Consider the following 17,812-nt stretch of genomic DNA (forward strand, 5'->3'; position numbering starts at 1 on the left):
GTTTTTCATCTGATTTTAATGTTTGAATCGTAAGATTAGGGTAACAACTAATTAGATAGCACTTAAAGGAAAGGATGACGAACATGAGCTATTTCCAAGATGATGATAAAAACAGTGATTTCCTTAAAAAGGATGAAGTACCGAAATCACCTCTTCAAGAAAGACTAGAGCGCGAGGAGCAAGAAATGCAGACTAAGCGCATGAAAAAGAAAGGTGGAGGAGGTAAAGGCGGCTATTTCTTTAGTGGTCTGGTCGGTGTCATTATAGGTGCTTTACTTGTGTGGCTTATGCTACCAGGACTTGTCAATCAAATGCCTGGAACAACAACAAGTAATACAGGAAAAAATAACACAACAATTAATCAGGTAGCTACAGAAGTAACAACAGATGTGACAACTGCAGTTGATAAAGCCTCACAAGCAGTTGTCGGTATCACAAATATTCAAGAAGTCACAAGCGGAGGTTTTTGGAGCCCACCATCAACGACAACAAAAGAAGCAGGAAGCGGTTCAGGTGTTGTTTATAAAATTGAAGGTGACAAAGCCTTTATCATCACAAATAACCATGTTATTGAAGGGGCAAAGCAGTTAGAGGTCACAATGCCAGACGGAACAAAAGAACCTGCACAATTAGTGGGTCACGATGTTTGGACGGACCTTGCAGTTATTTCTATTAACTCTAAAAATGTTAAAACAGTTGCGACATTCGGGAATTCAGATGTATTAAAACAAGGTGAAACAGTGATTGCCATTGGTAACCCACTTGGTTTAGACTTCTATGGTTCTGTGACAACTGGTGTTGTTTCAGGTAAAGACCGTTCTGTACCAGTAGACTTAAATGGTGATGGCACAGAAGATTGGCAACAAGAAGTCTTGCAAACAGATGCTGCGATTAACCCAGGGAATAGTGGTGGAGCACTTGTAAACTTAGCTGGAGAATTAGTAGGAATTAACTCCATGAAAATTGCTGAATCCTCAGTTGAAGGTTTAGGGTTCTCTATTCCAATTAATTCAGCTATTCCAATTATCGAGGAGCTAGAGAAAAATGGAGAAATGAAACGTCCAACAATGGGAGTTTCACTTGCAGATTTAACAGATGTGCCATCATTCTATCAACAACAAACATTAAAATTACCTGCAGAAGTGACAACAGGTGTTGTTGTAACAGATGTCATGAATAACTCACCAGCCTTAAAAGCAGGGGTTCAACAATACGATGTTATTGTAGAGATGGATGGTCAAAAAATTGAAACAACCATTGATTTACGCAAGCATTTATATAATGACAAAAAAATTGGTGATAAGCTAACATTAAAAGTGTACCGTCAAGGTAAATTAGTCGAGCTATCACTAACATTAACAAACGGTAATACATTGTAAAGAATATGAAAAGCGATGGAGATCTAATCGGTCTTCATCGCTTTTTTATGAGGATGGAGAAAATACTTTTATGAAATATTGTGGATAACTAGAAAATTGTGAATACTATTTCCGCACAGCAAATCGGGAGTAAAAGGCACTTCTTCCATACCTGCTATTACTTTGTTACAATAGATTGTGGATAACATAGACTGATTTGTGAATAAGTTTGTGGAAATTTCGGAAAATAAGGAGACATCAAAAAATGGAAAAGTACAGCTGTGAAAGCCATATAGATCACGCTTTAGACATGTTTGTAGCAGAACAAAAAGTGTTCCCAATTATGGATAAAATCGAAGAGGATAAAAAGTTATCCACAAAGTGTAGCTACTGTGAACAGGCAGCAGAATATATTGTATCAAGTAAATAACTTTACACAATATATAGAAATGACATGTGGATATGTTGATAACTTTTGTGGATAATTTGTTTGTAAATGAATTGTAAAGGTGGATAACGTGTGAATATAACGATTGTATCAGTCGGCAAGCTAAAAGAAAAGTACTTAAAAATGGGGATCGATGAGTACGTAAAACGTCTTGGCGGCTATGCAAAAATGGATTTGGTTGAAGTGCCAGACGAAAAGGCACCTGAACAACTAAGTGAAGCTGAAATGGATATCGTCAAGAAAAAAGAGGGCGAACGCATCCTGGCGAAAATTAGCCCAGATGCTTACGTAATCGCCCTAGCCATCAACGGCAAAATGAAAACCTCCGAACAAATGGCTGCCGACATCGAATCCCTCATGACCTACGGCAAAAGCAAAATTGCCTTCGTCATCGGCGGCTCCCTCGGTCTGCATGATGATGTGTTAAAGCGTGCAGATGAGCAACAATCTTTTGGTAAGATGACACTTCCTCACCAGCTCATGAAGCTTGTGCTAGTCGAGCAGATTTACCGTAGTTTTAGGATTATGAAGGGGGAACCTTATCATAAGTAAGTGCGGTTTTTTTATGTGTTATGATAGAATTTAAGTTACTAAAACATAAAATATTAAGGTGGAAATAATGCAAACAATGATAACAAAGCAATTATCAGATGGTCTTATTGAAGACAAGTTCAAGAAAGTTACTGATGAATATAATTCATACTTTAGTAAAATAAATTCTAATAGTGATCTAGCAAATAATGTAGTAAATTTCATTTTTGAAATGTCTAGCAAGATTAATAAAGTCTATAAAAGCGATGAACTCAAAAAAACTGGGCAATTTCATACAAATAACATCAAGATTGTAGAACTAATGTTAGAGCATGTTATAGATTTTAATAACTATAAAAGTTTAATTGGAAAAAGGCTATTAGAGCCTTCTGTTGGCGTAGGTCTATTTGTAATCGGTTTAATTCATAAACTGTATAAACAAGATGTGAAATTGAATGATTTAAAGGAAATCATTGAAAATGTGTACATGCTTGATATTTCTAGTGAAATGCTATATTTTACAGAATTGAATATTAAAAATTGTATTCGAGCATTATATAAAATTGAATTAGAAGAACTTGATAAATGGTCTCTAAAACTAATTCAAACAGATGCGACCTTTAAAAATAATGGACAGGATTTATTATCAGATAATCTATTTGGTAATGTAACCGAATTTGTTGAGTCTGAAGAAGGAACCAATTTTAAAAAGCAATTAAAGAATGACGATTCGAAGTTCGATTTAATCATCGGTAATCCTCCGTATATTACTCTCTATGGTAGGAGAGATATGAAAAAAACAGAGGAACTTAGAAACTATTACATTGATAATTATGATTTTGTACCCAAGACGGTTAAGAATGGTAAATTTAATATTACGATGTTTTTCTTTGAACAGTCATTACATTGGTTGAAGGAAAATGGAGAATTAATTTTTATCGTAGATATTAGCATATTTGAAACTGCTTTTGCAGACTTAAGAAAATATCTATTAATAAACTCCAAAATTATAAATATAATTAGAGATTTTTCTAGCTTTGAAAATGTAGGTAGTGGGCAAGTAATTATTCAACTCAAGAAAATTAATAGCACTGAAAAGGCTTTAAATAATCTTGTTAAAGTAACAGATTTAGAAACGAATAAAAAGTATGAGATTCCTCAATTAAATTGGTACAATGAAGATGAATATAAATTTTCAGTTATTGATGATAAGGCGATAGAAATAATAAAAAAAATTGAAAAACAATCGAAGGAACTGGCATCAAAGTATCCTAAAAAATCTTTAAGAACGTGCACAATGATGTTAGATATGGAAGAACAATTTACTACTTTTGATAAATCAAATGTAAGTGATGATCTGCCAGTAATGCCGTATTATGTAGGTTCTAAAAGTTTAAAAAACAAATTTTCAAGTTTGAATTTTGAAAAATACTTTATCTATAATAAATCGTTGCAAGATGAAATAAATGATAAATTAAAGTTGGAACTCGAAGCAAAAGGGATAAAAAATAAAAAGAGAATAGGTTTAGGGGATTTAGAAGTGTATAAATCTCCCAAATTATTTATTAGACAATCTGCAAAAGAAATAATAGCTACTTATACTGATGAACTTTCTGCTGCAAATAACAGCTTATACTGTTTGTCACTTTCGAACTCAACTATAGAAACAATTAACGATTTGAAAGTAACTTGTTCTCAATTAAATTCGAAATTAAGCACTTTTTACGCATTAAGTACAAGAATTATCAGAACAGCTAAAGGTAAGCAACCTCAAATAAAAGTAGGAGATTTAAAAAAAATTAGAGTAACATATAGCTCTAAAGTTTACGATAAGTTATTAAAAATAACTAATGCAATTTATACTGAGAGCGTAAAAATAGAAGAAGCTTTGAAAGAAATTGATGAAATACTGTATTCTTACTATGGATTATCATCTTTGGAAATTAATTATATTGAAGAATATATTAAGTCATTTTAAAGTCAATGGTATTTTGGGCAAATAAAGTATTGATATATTGTGATACAGCAAAAAATGTTAGACATACAGTATGTCTAACATTTTTTATTTGTAATCTAATATAATTTTTATTTAACTTTATAATTTACTCGGCTTTCCGAGACCTTATTTGCTTTAATTAAATCTTCTTTTAAATCTTCTAACTTACTTCGTTTTTCAGCTATACTTTTTAGTTGTCGATCATATGATTCATAATGCTTTTGAATCAAAATTTCAATAAATTCTTCACGTGTACGATATTCTGGCTCAGCTGAAATATTTACTTGTAGCTGTGGTTTTGGATTTAGTCTAAAAGTATGATTAACATCTTTTAATGAATAGACTTTTACAAATTCATTGTTAAATTTAGCGAAAACAGATGTATCTCCTTCAGCAGTGTAATAAACAATCACATAAACTAAGTAAAAATGCCCATCTTTTATAAATTCAACAACTTTTTTTGGTGTACCGATATCAGGATTACTATCAGCCGAAGAAATCTTACAAGCTTTAAAGTCGATCCAAATTAATTCTTCTCTATCCTGAAATTCAAATGTACATTTTGCATCAAATGGATTTTTTGTTGCACCAGGTGGAGCTTGGGAAGCATCTGATAATAGAGGATTAGCATTATCGTTTACTTTTGATACGAAGCAAGCCTCAAGAAAATCACTTATTTCTGCTCCAGATCTTGAGCGAGAAGGAATATTCATAATAGGGTTTTCTTCGATAATCTTTATAACAACATTTTTAATTGCAGTACATAATTCTTTTTCATAAATTTTAAAATCCATAATTTCCCTCCTTTATTCAATAATAGTCTAAAAATTAGTAATAGTAAATTTAAAGTGTACTAAATATATTTTTAAATATATATTATTTTATTGATATAAATAAAGGAGGTTACTAGATGCAATCAGCCAAACGTGTAAACATTGTTTCAGTAAAATTAGTAAAAGAATCAAGTATGCTCTACAAGCAACGTAGAGTCCGCAGTCCACAAGATAGCTACGAGCTTTTCCTAGACTACCTTGGAGACGTAGACCGAGAGCACTTTGTCGTTGCGTGTCTCGACACAAAGAACCAACCAACAAACATCAGTACAGTCCACATTGGTAGTCTTAATGCCAGTATCTTACATCCACGTGAGGTAATGAAAACTGCAATTTTGTCAAATTCAAATTCGATTTTGATATGCCATTCACATCCGTCGGGCGATCCAACTCCAAGTCCAGAAGATATAGAAGTGACAGAACGTTTAGCAGCAGCTTGTAAACTACTTTCTATTGAACTTCTTGACCATATCATTCTTGGAGATGATAAGTTTATTTCACTAAAAGAGAAAGGTTATTTCTAATATGAATAAGCAATTTAAATAAGCTCTAACATCGGTCATCGGTGTTAGGGCTTTTAGTTTGCAATGAAAGGATTGAAGCAGATGAAGGTTTTTAAAAGTACGCTAAAAACAGAAATTGTTTTTGATGATGCATTGGCAAATAAGTATGTTGTACGTAAGGAATGGAACAAAAGCAAAAAGGCGGCTCTTGTTATCATGAAAAGTGCTGGTGAAACAAACGAAGTTGAACAAGATCATACGACCATGTATGTGACAAACAACTTAGCAAGGTTAGACTATGGCTCTGTAATCATTATGAATTTATTTCCTACTATTATAGGTGCAAACTCCAATGAGTCAGCAGTTGAAAATTTAAAGTATCTGCAAGAGGAAATGACAAAAGTGGATGATGTCGTTATTGCTATTGGTACTGGTATTGAGTCAAACAAGTTAGCGGTTAATCGCTTGAAAATGATGGTAGCGATTTTACTTGATAAACAAGCAAACTTACTTCAAATCGAATGTCCAAAAGGTAGAAAAGGTTTTCATCCCTTGTACCCAGCGAAAAAAATGAATGGAAATTAATACCTTACGATACGCCAACTGTAGAGCAGGTGGATTAGTTGTAAAGATGTTTCAACAAAAAATATGACATATATTATTTCCTTGAATACATCCTAGGAGGTAATTATATGCAACCATCAAAACGAGTAAACATCGTATCAGTTAAATTAGTTAAGGAATCCAGCATGTTGTACAGAAACCGACATATTCGTAGCCCACAAGATATTGCAGAGCTGTTCCGAGAATATCTAGGGGAAGTTGATCGAGAGCATTTCATCGTTGCGTGCTTGGATACAAAAAATCAACTAACAAACATTAGTACAGTTCACATTGGCAGTATCAACGCTAGTATCGTTCATCCGAGAGAGGTCATGAAAACAGATATTCTAAGCAATGCTGCTTCCATTATCTGCTGTCATCCACACCCATCAGGCGACCCTACACCAAGTCCAGAAGATATTGAAGTAAAGGAGCGATTATCAGAAGTAGGGCGAATTGTTGGAATTGGGTTAATCGACCATATCATTTTGGGTGATGACCGTTATGTATCATTAAAGGAGAAAGGATATTTTTAAAATGAATTTAAGTGGCTTATAGGCTCTAACATCTGAAAAGGATGTTGGGGCTTTTTATTTTCAAAAGAATAGGAGGATATTGAAGGTGATTGCAGTTAAACGATTAATCGAGATACTGGAGGAGAAATTAGGGAAGGTAATTGAGCTTCATGAAATCGGTTATGAAACAGTTTGGTTGATGCCAGACGAAATAGACGAGCAACTAGTGCCAATACACGTTATTGCACATTTAGCAGACCCAGTAATTTGTGAAAGTGCAAACTATACGGATGAGAAGGGTGATTACTATACGTTAATTGATGTTGAGACGGGGAACATAGAAAATTATGAGGTATTACTAAAAAATGATGAAGTAATAATGCAATCTGAACAGGAGGATTCAATATAAAAAGCGTTGATAATGAAGAGTTGATATATGCCAAATATGTAAAGTGGTTTATTCACCATGTGCCAGTTGAATTGGAAGTTTAGTAAGCAATCCGATATTTCAATAGTGGAGGAGGTGTTATGAAATGTGGGAAAAAGTAATCGGAGCGGTTGTAGTAGCTGTTGCAACTGAGGTGGCAAGAGAGATTATCAACGAGAATAAATGATTAAGTAACTAGCAGTAGATTCATTTGCTGCTAGTTATTTTTTTGCATAGAGGAGGTTCGTTTAATCATTTAAGAGCCAAAAACCCGAAAACCCGTAACTTACAGTAGAAAGCAATATTTTTTCTCCGATTTACATGGGAATCACAATAGGGAATAAATAGTCATCGTTCACATTTTAGACAAAATATTTACTTTTAACTGTATAGTAAATAGACGGTAAAAAAATAGCAATCTTCTTTACCGATAGGACGTGCCGGGGTTTAGCCGAATGAATAAAAGAAAAATATATTTTAATATAATTTATTTCACTTACTATAGTTCAGGGATTACTTAAAATAAAAGGTTTTTAGACTTTTAGATTGAAAAATCATTATTGCTATTATATATTGTAAATACCAACTAACGTTGGAACAGATGATGAATTGTAGTATGAATAAGCTACTTTTTTAACGAATAATCACTAGATAAGATGATATGCACAGGAAGCCTCTGCCGACAATATGTCACGCGCATGCTAACTTTTCACTGACCTACAATCGAGTTAAGGGATTGTATCAGAAAGCCTAAGCATAACAAATAGCTATTGCCTTTTATTAGGTCAATTTAGCTGTTGTTATGTTTGGGCTTTTTTTGTTGCCCAAACCGTCATTCCTAGTTTCGTTCGGTGGAAGAAGCATGTCTCAATCTACAATATTAGTCATTATCAATTACTTCTAATAAATAGTAGTAAAAAATCAATTGAATGAGGAGGTGAGAGATGATGTGGGAAGAATTAAAGGCTGGTCAAACCATTAAATACGCTGATGTGTATGTAACAAAACAAGGTGTTTTTAACTATGACCATCAAAAGTTGTCAGATGTCGTGTATGTAGATGAGCGTCTCCAAGAAGTAAAGGACGGAATATTTCACAATAGATAACCCAGAGCAAGGTTTTAGCGATACGGAACAAAACAGCAGATATCCAGTTGAATTAATAGATGGTGAGTTTTATATTACAGGATTAGATGTCCAATAATTAGCTAAAAGTTCTGGCTGAGCTTTGGAGATAAGTGATTTCAATTGTACTATACACTGTTTGTAAGGTAAGAAATTAGAGTGAATAGCTAATTAAAGCTATTCTCTTTTGTTTTAGAAATGGGAGTTAGGTTAGCTACTAGTTTAGTGTCAAGTATTCCTCAAAAAGAAATGATAGAAAATTGAAAATTGTCTCCTAATACCGTAAAATAGGAACTAATGTTTGTTTTTTGTGTACCACATTATATTTAAGAGGGTGTTTTTATGGGGATAAATGAAACTAACTTAAAAAGGCTTACTGAAAAAGACGTTCAACTTCAAAAAAAATTGACAGATACTAGAAAGAAAAGGAACTCATTAGCGGATAAGCTTATTAAACTTTCAAATAAAAGAAATAAAACAAAAACGGATATTCAGAAAATGGGGAAATATAATAAAGATTTATTGAAACAAGACAAAGATATTACATCGCTTGTGGAACAGATACGCAAAAATACTGAAGGTATGAACAGGTATAAAGGTCGGCTGGCAAAAGAGCAGGAAAAGCAATTTAAAACCATGCTAAAATCTATGGAATCACAAACCAGCACAAACGTAGAGTATTTAAACAGTTATTCTGAGATGTCGAAAAAATTAAATGAACTTTCATTAGATATTAAGCATTCAGTTAAAGATAAAGAAATAATAGAGTTTGATGTATTTCTATCGCATTCGAGCCTCGATAAAGACATTTTTGTTTCAGAGTTATCGGAGAAGCTTAGTAATAAAGGATTAAAAGTTTTTGAAGATGTTAAGGTATTTAAAATAGGACAGAGTCAAACAGATATGATGAATATGGGGATATTGAATTCGAGATTTGTTGTAATTTTCTTATCCAAAAACTTTATTGAAAGCGGTTGGTCACAATATGAGTTCAAAAGTTTTTTAAATAGAGAAATCAATGAAAAAAGAGTGATTATCCTTCCTATCTGGCATGATGTTTCTGTGGATGAAGTTAGACAATATAATCCTTATATAGTCGACAAATATGCGTTAAATACAAGTAAGCAAACGTTAGACGAAATGGTGAATCAAATTCATCAAGTTGTATTAGATTCATTAGATTTATAAATCTATTAAAACCGTCCTTTGCTACAGTGGACTTGCAATAAAGGATTAGAGGAACTAGAGCTGCGACTTCAGCCAATCAAGTTACAACTGCAATCTTAGCCACATCACGGTGAACCGTATCATAAGTAAGTGCGGTTTTCTAAGTTTTATACATTCAAAAAGCAGCATTTTAGGGTAAAGAGAATACCTGAAAGATAATTATATAATGCGAACTTTGTAGAAAAAGTATCAGGCACTATTAAAAGTGCCTGATACTTTTTTGTTTTATTGGGAGTGGATTGGGTATTAACTAGCATAAGCAAGTTATATAGCAAGAGGTATTGTAGGAATAAACGAAAGAGAAAGGAGTTATAGCAACATGTTGTTGAGTAAAAAGTTACTATTGGTCTTTAGCACAATCGTAGTCTGCTTGTTATCTGGTTGTGGAGAGAAGCAGAAGCTTGAAGATGGATCTGAACTGATCAATAAAAATCAATTTGTTTTTGCTACTTCTGGTGAATTTAAGCCATTTAGTTATATAAATGACGATCTTACAATGTCGGGCTTTGATATTGAGGTTGGAGAAGCGATTGCAAAGGAAATGGGCCTTGAGCCGGTTCAGAAACGAATCAAGTTCAAAGGGATTGTGGAAGGGGTGAAAACAGGAAGAGCGGATGCAGCCGTTGCAAGTCACACGATTAACCCGCAGCGGAGTAAACATGTTTCTTTCTCTACCCCCTATTATTATTCAGGACCGAAAATTTTCACCAGACCGGATAGTAAAATTAGGACTGTTGAAGATTTAGAGGGAAAGGAAGTAGCTGTTGCAAAAGGATCAACATATGCCGATACAGCTTCCAAGTATACAGACAACATCAAAACATATGACAGCGATATTACGGCATTAAAGGCGTTGAGTAGTGGGCGTCATGATGCAGTAATCACAGATTTTGTTACAGGAAAAACTGCTGAAAAGGAAGGTTTTAAGATTAAGGGACAGCAATTAATTAATCGCAGTGAACAAGCGATTGTGTTGCCTCAGGATAATCCAAAGCTAGTGAAGCGAGTTAATGAATCTTTGGAACAACTTCGGGAAAATGGAACATTGACTCAAATCAGTATCAAATATTTTGGTGAGGACATTACCAAAAAATCAGAATAAACCAATGCTATAAAAGAAAGGAAGTAGTACTTTGCCAAGTTTTTCGCATTTTTTTCAAATACTAATCGAAACAAAAGGTGTATTCTTTAAAGCTATGCTTTTAACATTAGAGCTGACGGTGGTTTCTATCTTACTGGGAATCATCATCGGACTAGTCTTTGCCTTATTAAAAATTTCTAATATAAAAATTTTAGAACTTATTTCAGATATATATGTCTATTTGGTTCGAGGAACACCACTGATTGTTCAAATATTTATCCTCTACTTCGGAATTAGCGGGATTTTCCTTCTTCCTGATTTTTGGGCTGCTTCACTTGCTCTAGCGCTACATAATGGAGCTTATATTTCTGAAATCCTTCGTGGAGCAATTCAGTCAGTCGATAATGGCCAATTTGAAGCAGGACGCTCGTTGGGAATGACAAAGACACTGACATTAAGAAGGATTATTCTCCCACAGGCATTCCGTAGAGCGTTGCCGCCTTTAGGCAATCAATTTATCATCAGTTTAAAAGATTCATCATTAGCCGCATTTATCTCCATGAATGAGCTGTTTAATGTGGCGACAACACTTGGGTCGAATAATTTCGATGAAATGACCTACTTACTCATTGTAGCAGTCTACTATTTATTGCTGGTAGCGTTGATGACATTTGTAGTGAACCGAACTGAACTAAAATTAGCAGTAAGCGACAGATAGGAGTTGAAAAAATTGGACACTAAGGAAATGATTAAAATAAGTAAATTGAATAAATCGTTTGGAGACTTACATGTATTGAAAAATATCGACATGACAGTCTACGAGAGCGATGTTGTTTGTCTAATAGGATCGAGTGGGTCAGGAAAAAGCACCCTCCTTCGCTGCTTGAACTTTTTAGAAAGAAAAGATAATGGCAATATTATAATTGAGGGAAATGAAGTCAATCCACGGACAGATGATCTTAACAAGATTAGAGAAAAGGTTGGGATGGTGTTTCAAAATTTCAACTTATTCCCACATAAAACGGTTTTAGAAAATATTATTGAAGCACCTGTTATGGTAAAGGGTGTAGACAAAGAAAAAGCTATCATCAAAGCAAAACAATTACTGAAAAAAGTAGGTTTGGAGGATAAGTCGGATGTCTATCCTAGTAAACTATCAGGGGGGCAAAAGCAACGGGTGGCGATTGCTAGAGCACTTGCGATGGAACCAGACATTATGCTTTTTGATGAGCCAACATCGGCACTCGATCCTGAGCTTGTGGGAGAGGTTTTAACAACCATGAAAGATTTGGCTGAAGAAGGAATGACTATGGTTGTTGTAACCCATGAAATGGGATTCGCAAAAGAGGTAGCTGATTGGATTGTCTATATGCATGATGGGAGAATTATTGAACGCGGCACACCTGAACAATTTTTCAATCATCCAAAAGAGGAGAGAACACGAGAATTTTTAACTGCGACAATGCTTAAATAAAACTAAAAGGTTCTGAATGGTAAGGTTTGGATCTCTTATGGGTTTGCATTAAATATATGATTACTAGATAAAGCTTGTACAGAAAAACTGCACATAGACTCGTTACAGCCAACCTTATCATGAGTAAGTGAAATTTAAATAGCAAAAGGAGAAATTGCAAAGCGCAATTTCTCTTTTTGCTGGAACTGTACTTATTTAATTATAACTTAACTTCGGTAACTTCATTATTACCATTGCCGTTGCCATTGCCATTGCCATTGCCGTTACCATTGCCGTTGCCATTGCCATTGCCATTGCCATTGCCGTTACCATTGCCGTTGCCATTGCCATTGCCCGGCTTTTCAACCAATACATCAAATGTTAATGTGTGGTCACCATACGTTGCTGTAATTGTCGTAGTCCCTTGACCTTTACCTTTTACAACCCCTGCTTTTACAGTAGCTATTTTATCATTTGCTACTTCGTAGGTTGCAAGCGTAGTAACATCTTTTTCTGTTGTTCTACCCTCAAAAGTAGTTACTTCAGTAATCTTAACCATAACCTCTTTACCTATTCTAGTTTCAACCTGAGCTTGGTCAATTTCTAGTGTTACGATTGGTGTTTCTACAACAGGTGCTTTAACTGTAACATTTACCATAACTTCATGATCACCATATGAAATAGTAATCGTAGTCGTGCCCTCACCTACAGCAGTTACTAATCCATTTGCTATTGTTGCAACATTTTCATCTCCCACAACATAAGTTGCTTTTGAAGTTACATCTTCCTCTGTTGCTTCACCTTCTGGAGGAGTAGATGTCTCTGTTACCGTAAGTTGTGCAGATTCCCCAGCTGTTAGGTCTAGCTCAGTTGGATTGACAGAAAGTGTTACTTTTGGTTCAACTACATCTTTTTCAAATATTAGTGCTTCACCAACATTCCCTGCAACGTCTTCAATTTTTACTGATACAGCATTAGTTTCTGTTGTTACTGGGAATGTGAAGCTACCGTCTTGATTTAATTCAAAAGGAACTGGCGCTTGTATTTCACCATTCACAGTCGAAATATAGGAAGCTTTTAATTTATCATTTAAATTGTAGTTTAAACCATATAAATATAACTCTTCATTGTAGTCGATATACTTATCTGTTACCTGTCCTGTAGCGACACCTTCAGCTACTGAACCAGTAATTTCTGGTTTAGTCGTTTTCACGATAATTGGTCCAACATAATCGGAAACTACCCCTGATGCCGCAAGACCAGTAAAGTCAATAGTATAGAGACCATCTGGAATTGTTTTGGCAGGTTCTGTTCCCCATGGTTTGTATTGCCCAGCGATATTCAGCGTATAAGAGCCTTTTCCTAGCGCAGTACCTGCATGTAGATAACCGATGTAGCCATCACCATATTCTCCACCCTGAGGATTCATAATATCCCATAGCTCGATATAGTTAGTTGTTACATCGCCAGTTAATGTAAATGAAAGTACAGCTGAATCCTTCACGCCATCTCCATTAAAGGATAGATCTGTTTCTGTAATCTTTAAATCTTTAATTTCAGTTACTGCCTCGCTTCCAAAGTCAGCTGCGAATGGCAATGAAATTTCTGTAGCACCACCGCTGATGTGAATATACCCCAGTATTTCCGAGCCGTTTGGAGCTGTAGCTTGTGAAGCCGTTAATGTAAGATTTAACACTTGCTCACCAACTAGATTAAATGTTGGCTGGTCGACTGTAACAGTTGCATCACCAAATGATTTTGTCACATCAATTGATACATTATAATTACCGCCGTTCCCCTTTATATCTTTTACTAAAACTTGTTTCGTTACGGAAATATCCTGGTCTTTAAGTGATTGTGGACCAAAGGTAACTGTCCCTTTTAAGTTTTCTGAAACAGCTCCTGTTCCATCTAAAATTGCACTATCCAATGCATAGGCAAGAATTTCTGGATGTGCTGCAGCATAAGCATTTACACGACCTGCACCTTGAGAGAACACATCGTATTTTGTTTTATCTAAAACCTTTGCTGTATTAGAAAGCGCCACTTTTATGTCGAACGCGTTCCAATCAGGATTTGCTTGTTTAAGTAATGCAACAATACCTGTAATATGCGGTGTTGCCATAGAGGTTCCTGTTTTACGATCATATGCCTCTGCGTAATCAGCATCAGGGAAATCCTTTTTATACATTGGAATCGTTGACATAATGTTTGTTCCAGGTGCACTTACATCAGGTTTAATATCAAAGTTTGGCGTAGATGGGCCACGGGAACTTGAATCGTTTACTTCATCTCCCAGTGTCTTTGTGGAAGTAAATTGACTAAAGCTAACTTTTCCAGTTCCACCGGCTAATGCAGCACGAATTGCATTGCCATCCGTTTGGGACATATCAAAAGTTGGTAGAAAAGCAAAAGAATCACCCAGGAATGTACCTGAAATATTAGGTGCATTTGTTCCACCAGCAAAGTTATGAATAATTGTGGCGACTGCTCCATTTGCCTTTGCATTCGCAATTTTATCAACAAATGCGATACTGCCACGAGAGATTAATGCCACTTTACCTTCTACATCGATTCCCTCATAGTCTTTTACTTCTCCGTTTCCAGGAATAGCAACTAGGTCAAATTCTCCTTGAAGCTGTGTTGCTAAATCCCTTCCAAAAGTTGTTCCCATTAATGGGAGCTGTTTTGTTAAGTTGTAGTCACCAACTGTAACATTCACTTCACCGTTATACATTGTTTCTGGATTTGTTGTGTTACCCACAGCAATTCCTAAACGAGCGGTTGCAGGCGTGCCCATTGTTCCTCGATTTGGGCCGGAGTTCCCAGTTGCAATTACTCCGATTGTTCCAGCCATCATTGCATTATTAATAGCAAATGAACCAGCGTCCGTTTCAGAGTTAGCCCCCCCACCAAGAGAAAGGTTGATTATGTCCATTTTTTCTGTGACAGCCGTTTCAATTGCTTTAACAATACCAGATGTAGCCCCACTTCCATATGCACCAAGAACACGGTAAGCATAAAGGTCTACTTTTGGAGCAATTCCTTTAATGCCGAAATTGTTAGCTCCAATTGCTGCAATAGTTCCAGCAACATGAGTACCGTGAGAAGTATAGAACGAGCTTCCCTTTTCATTAAATTCAGGTGTTCCAGCAGGACGCTCAGAAGGCAAGGTTTCCGATGCATCGTCATCTGCCCGAGGCTTTGTGTAAGTTGATGAATTTGGAATGAAGTTTTTCCCACCCTTGTAAATTCCGGCGAACTCAGGGTGATCTGTGTCAATACCAGTATCTAATACTGCTACCTTTATACCTTGTCCTTCAATTCCTTCATTCCAAAGCTGTTCGATGCCGAGGAAAGAAATACTTGTATTCATTTGAGCCTCTAATTGATCTTCCTTAATCAGTTCTGATGATTTCATTGTATTATCTTCAGATGCGTAAACAATTGCATCAGGTTCAATTAATGTTATTCCTTCTATTGAAAGCAGCTTTGGGAGATCATTTGCTTTCACAGTTGCTGCAAAACCGTTTAAAACAGTATCAAATGTGTAGCCTTGAGTCATTTGAACATTTTTAGTAGCTAATTCTTTCTTAACTTGAGCTTGTTGAGATTTTACATTTGCTCGAACTTCATTTGCTCGCGCATTAGAGAACTTTTGGCCTTTCAATTGGCTCATTCCTTGCTCTAGTGCCACAGGCTTTTCAGATAAATGTACGATGACTGCAACTTCTTGATTGCCTGATACATTTTGTAAGCTTTCGTGAAGAGTTGGACCATCTTTAGACAAGCTTAGCTGTTCAGCGATAGCCGCCTTTAATTGAAGTATACTTTCACTTTGGCTATCCTGCTTGAATGGCTTCGAATCTTCAGCATTAGCACTCGATAATGGAACCAATAGAAAAAGCACCATAACGAAAGCTATCATACTACTTAAAAACTTCGTAAACTTAAACTTTTTCAAATCTCATTTCTCCCTCCGCTCTTAATTATCACATTTTTCAGTTTAATGTGATATTTCCAATTTATCACAGGTGAGATAATTCGAATATCGGAATATTGAAAAATCTCAAAATATTGATAATTAGTATTACTTTGTCAAAAATGGATTAATTCTATTTTCCTAGTAATTTAATAAAAAAGTAGAACTTTCAAATGAGTATAGACTTACAGTAATTCGTACTTTTTATCATTTAAGAGTTTTATAAAAAATCTATTTGACGTCCTGTATTATTTTTTGTACGATATTGAAGAAAAGAATGCCCGGACTAGAACGGGAGAGGTTCATAGCTGATACCCTCTATAAAAAACTATGGAAACATGACAATATGCCATGTCCATATCGGACGTGGCTTTTTTTTATCTGTTTACTTATGTTTTAAATAGAATGATTGGTGATGCCTCTCTTGAAAAGTGTTGGGAAACATTTTACAAGGAGGTTTTTTTATGTCTGGCAGAAGTCATGAAGAAGGATTAAAGGATTTGACCCTATTAGGTAATCAAGGTACAAAGTATTCCTATGATTATGCACCTGAGGTATTAGAGGCAGTGGATAATCTTCATGCTAATCGAGATTATTTTGTTAAGTTTAATTGCCCAGAGTTTACTAGTTTATGTCCGCTTACAAATCAGCCGGATTTTGCTACGATGTACATTTCATATATCCCAGATAAAAAAATTGTTGAAAGTAAATCTCTAAAGTTGTATTTATTCAGTTTTAGAAATCACGGCGATTTCCATGAAGATTGCGTGAATATCATTATGAATGATTTAATTGCATTACTTGATCCAAGATATATAGAGGTTTGGGGGAAATTTACTCCACGTGGGGGTATCTCGATTGATCCATGGTGTAACTATGGGAAGCCAGGAACTAAATACGAAGAAATCGCCAATTATCGTTTAATGAACCACGATCTTAACCCAGAAAAAATTGATAATCGATAAATGAAGCAAGACAGAGGTTTTTAGCTACCCTCTTAAAAAAACTAAGAAGAAAGCAGCACTTTTTCTTAGAGTGCTGTTTTTTCGATATAAGGGAGTTTTTATAGATGAAAAAGGAAAAAGCAATTGTAGTATTTAGTGGAGGTCAGGACAGCACAACTTGTTTGTTCTGGGCAAAAGAACGCTTTGAAGAGATTGAGGCAGTAACTTTCGATTATGGTCAAAGGCACCGTCTTGAAATTGACTGTGCGAAGGTGATAACAGAGGAGCTTGGTATCAAGCATCACATACTTGATATGTCTCTCCTGAATCAACTTGCTCCGAATGCATTGACACGACAAGACATAAAGGTGAAGGACGGAGAAAATGGTGAGCTCCCATCGACTTTTGTGCCTGGCCGCAATCTCCTTTTTCTTTCATTTGCGGGCGTTTTAGCGAGCCAAGTAGGGGCAAAGCATATTGTAACAGGTGTTTGTGAAACTGATTTTAGTGGCTATCCGGATTGCCGAGATGTCTTTATTAAATCCTTAAATGTAACGTTAAATTTATCGATGGATGATTCCTTTGTGATTGATACACCCTTGATGTGGCTGAATAAGGCACAAACATGGGAATTAGCTGATCAGCTTGGGGCACTTGAGTTTGTACGACAAAGAACGTTGACTTGCTATAACGGTGTTATAGCAGATGGATGTGGTGAATGCCCAGCATGTAAATTGCGAAATAAAGGGCTTGATGAGTATTTAAGTTATAGGAAGGAGTCTTAAGG

17 protein-coding genes and 1 riboswitch are annotated in these 17,812 nt (G+C 35.4%); of the genes, 15 read left to right on the plus strand and 2 right to left on the minus strand.

Annotated features, from left to right (window positions below):
• Nucleotides 1-83 precede the first annotated feature (83 nt).
• From NY607_RS16625 to NY607_RS16640, 4 genes are all read left to right on the plus strand, one after another.
• Nucleotides 84-1,379 carry a S1C family serine protease gene (locus tag NY607_RS16625; protein WP_131521735.1) on the plus strand — a complete coding sequence of 432 codons (1,296 nt, stop codon included), beginning with the start codon at nt 84-86 and terminating at the stop codon, nt 1,377-1,379.
• Between the two features lie 244 nt (nt 1,380-1,623).
• The gene (locus tag NY607_RS16630; RefSeq protein WP_004233391.1) at nt 1,624-1,788 is read left to right on the plus strand and encodes a CxxH/CxxC protein; all 165 of its coding nucleotides are present in this window, start codon (nt 1,624-1,626) and stop codon (nt 1,786-1,788) included.
• A 90-nt stretch (nt 1,789-1,878) separates the two neighbouring features.
• Entirely contained in the window at nt 1,879-2,358 is a 480-nt protein-coding gene (rlmH, locus tag NY607_RS16635; protein ID WP_016992305.1) for a 23S rRNA (pseudouridine(1915)-N(3))-methyltransferase RlmH, read from the plus strand.
• Between the two features lie 67 nt (nt 2,359-2,425).
• Nucleotides 2,426-4,315 carry an Eco57I restriction-modification methylase domain-containing protein gene (locus NY607_RS16640; protein ID WP_259420012.1) on the plus strand — a complete coding sequence of 630 codons (1,890 nt, stop codon included), beginning with the start codon at nt 2,426-2,428 and terminating at the stop codon, nt 4,313-4,315.
• Between the two features lie 107 nt (nt 4,316-4,422).
• On the opposite strand, the gene NY607_RS16645 is transcribed toward NY607_RS16640, so the two are convergent.
• The gene (locus NY607_RS16645; RefSeq protein WP_259420013.1) at nt 4,423-5,127 is read right to left on the minus strand and encodes a hypothetical protein; all 705 of its coding nucleotides are present in this window, start codon (nt 5,125-5,127) and stop codon (nt 4,423-4,425) included.
• A gap of 116 nt (nt 5,128-5,243) precedes the next feature.
• On the opposite strand from NY607_RS16645, the gene NY607_RS16650 reads away from it, so the two are divergent.
• From NY607_RS16650 to NY607_RS16690, 9 genes are all read left to right on the plus strand, one after another.
• Nucleotides 5,244-5,690 carry a JAB domain-containing protein gene (locus NY607_RS16650; RefSeq protein ID WP_259420014.1) on the plus strand — a complete coding sequence of 149 codons (447 nt, stop codon included), beginning with the start codon at nt 5,244-5,246 and terminating at the stop codon, nt 5,688-5,690.
• 81 nt (nt 5,691-5,771) lie between these two features.
• The gene (locus tag NY607_RS16655; RefSeq protein WP_259420015.1) at nt 5,772-6,254 is read left to right on the plus strand and encodes a DUF1643 domain-containing protein; all 483 of its coding nucleotides are present in this window, start codon (nt 5,772-5,774) and stop codon (nt 6,252-6,254) included.
• 107 nt (nt 6,255-6,361) lie between these two features.
• A complete protein-coding gene (locus NY607_RS16660) occupies nt 6,362-6,808 on the plus strand; it encodes a JAB domain-containing protein (protein WP_259420016.1) in 447 nt (148 codons plus the stop codon).
• A gap of 85 nt (nt 6,809-6,893) precedes the next feature.
• Nucleotides 6,894-7,196, plus strand: coding sequence for a hypothetical protein (locus NY607_RS16665; protein ID WP_259420017.1), 303 nt, complete (start codon nt 6,894-6,896; stop codon nt 7,194-7,196).
• A 962-nt stretch (nt 7,197-8,158) separates the two neighbouring features.
• Nucleotides 8,159-8,320, plus strand: a complete 162-nt coding sequence (locus NY607_RS16670; RefSeq protein WP_259420018.1) for a hypothetical protein — start codon at nt 8,159-8,161, stop codon at nt 8,318-8,320.
• Between the two features lie 360 nt (nt 8,321-8,680).
• Nucleotides 8,681-9,526, plus strand: a complete 846-nt coding sequence (locus NY607_RS16675) for a TIR domain-containing protein (protein WP_259420019.1) — start codon at nt 8,681-8,683, stop codon at nt 9,524-9,526.
• Nucleotides 9,527-9,884: 358 nt separating this feature from the next.
• A complete protein-coding gene (locus NY607_RS16680; RefSeq protein ID WP_131521737.1) occupies nt 9,885-10,667 on the plus strand; it encodes a transporter substrate-binding domain-containing protein in 783 nt (260 codons plus the stop codon).
• A gap of 31 nt (nt 10,668-10,698) precedes the next feature.
• Nucleotides 10,699-11,364: an amino acid ABC transporter permease gene (locus NY607_RS16685; protein ID WP_036077909.1), complete on the plus strand. Its 666-nt coding sequence runs from the start codon at nt 10,699-10,701 to the stop codon at nt 11,362-11,364.
• Between the two features lie 27 nt (nt 11,365-11,391).
• Nucleotides 11,392-12,120 carry an amino acid ABC transporter ATP-binding protein gene (locus tag NY607_RS16690; protein WP_193767398.1) on the plus strand — a complete coding sequence of 243 codons (729 nt, stop codon included), beginning with the start codon at nt 11,392-11,394 and terminating at the stop codon, nt 12,118-12,120.
• Nucleotides 12,121-12,319: 199 nt separating this feature from the next.
• Here NY607_RS16690 and NY607_RS16695 read toward each other — a convergent pair whose 3' ends face one another.
• Entirely contained in the window at nt 12,320-16,063 is a 3,744-nt protein-coding gene (locus tag NY607_RS16695; protein WP_259420020.1) for a S8 family serine peptidase, read from the minus strand.
• 309 nt (nt 16,064-16,372) lie between these two features.
• A riboswitch (PreQ1 riboswitch) is annotated at nt 16,373-16,419 on the plus strand.
• Between the two features lie 126 nt (nt 16,420-16,545).
• Here NY607_RS16695 and queF point away from each other — a divergent pair.
• The gene (gene queF / locus NY607_RS16700) at nt 16,546-17,046 is read left to right on the plus strand and encodes a preQ(1) synthase (RefSeq protein ID WP_004233404.1); all 501 of its coding nucleotides are present in this window, start codon (nt 16,546-16,548) and stop codon (nt 17,044-17,046) included.
• A 104-nt stretch (nt 17,047-17,150) separates the two neighbouring features.
• Nucleotides 17,151-17,810 (plus strand): 7-cyano-7-deazaguanine synthase QueC, encoded by a 660-nt coding sequence (queC, locus tag NY607_RS16705; protein WP_054548829.1) that lies wholly within the window; start codon nt 17,151-17,153, stop codon nt 17,808-17,810.
• Nucleotides 17,811-17,812: the final 2 nt, after the last annotated feature.

The organism is Lysinibacillus sp. A4 (genome assembly GCF_024919535.1).
Lineage (GTDB): Bacteria > Bacillota > Bacilli > Bacillales_A > Planococcaceae > Lysinibacillus > Lysinibacillus capsici.

Excerpts from the sequence above, each read along its gene's own strand:
- NY607_RS16640 (WP_259420012.1), top strand. The coding sequence starts at position 2,426 with ATGCAAACAATGATAACAAAGCAATTATCAGATGGTCTTATTGAAGAC.
- queC (WP_054548829.1), top strand. The coding sequence starts at position 17,151 with ATGAAAAAGGAAAAAGCAATTGTAGTATTTAGTGGAGGTCAGGACAGC.
- NY607_RS16645 (WP_259420013.1), bottom strand. The coding sequence starts at position 5,127 with ATGGATTTTAAAATTTATGAAAAAGAATTATGTACTGCAATTAAAAAT.
- NY607_RS16670 (WP_259420018.1), top strand. The coding sequence starts at position 8,159 with ATGATGTGGGAAGAATTAAAGGCTGGTCAAACCATTAAATACGCTGAT.
- NY607_RS16650 (WP_259420014.1), top strand. The coding sequence starts at position 5,244 with ATGCAATCAGCCAAACGTGTAAACATTGTTTCAGTAAAATTAGTAAAA.
- NY607_RS16630 (WP_004233391.1), top strand. The coding sequence starts at position 1,624 with ATGGAAAAGTACAGCTGTGAAAGCCATATAGATCACGCTTTAGACATG.
- NY607_RS16690 (WP_193767398.1), top strand. The coding sequence starts at position 11,392 with ATGATTAAAATAAGTAAATTGAATAAATCGTTTGGAGACTTACATGTA.
- NY607_RS16680 (WP_131521737.1), top strand. The coding sequence starts at position 9,885 with ATGTTGTTGAGTAAAAAGTTACTATTGGTCTTTAGCACAATCGTAGTC.
- NY607_RS16660 (WP_259420016.1), top strand. The coding sequence starts at position 6,362 with ATGCAACCATCAAAACGAGTAAACATCGTATCAGTTAAATTAGTTAAG.
- NY607_RS16655 (WP_259420015.1), top strand. The coding sequence starts at position 5,772 with ATGAAGGTTTTTAAAAGTACGCTAAAAACAGAAATTGTTTTTGATGAT.
- NY607_RS16625 (WP_131521735.1), top strand. The coding sequence starts at position 84 with ATGAGCTATTTCCAAGATGATGATAAAAACAGTGATTTCCTTAAAAAG.
- NY607_RS16675 (WP_259420019.1), top strand. The coding sequence starts at position 8,681 with ATGGGGATAAATGAAACTAACTTAAAAAGGCTTACTGAAAAAGACGTT.
- queF (WP_004233404.1), top strand. The coding sequence starts at position 16,546 with ATGTCTGGCAGAAGTCATGAAGAAGGATTAAAGGATTTGACCCTATTA.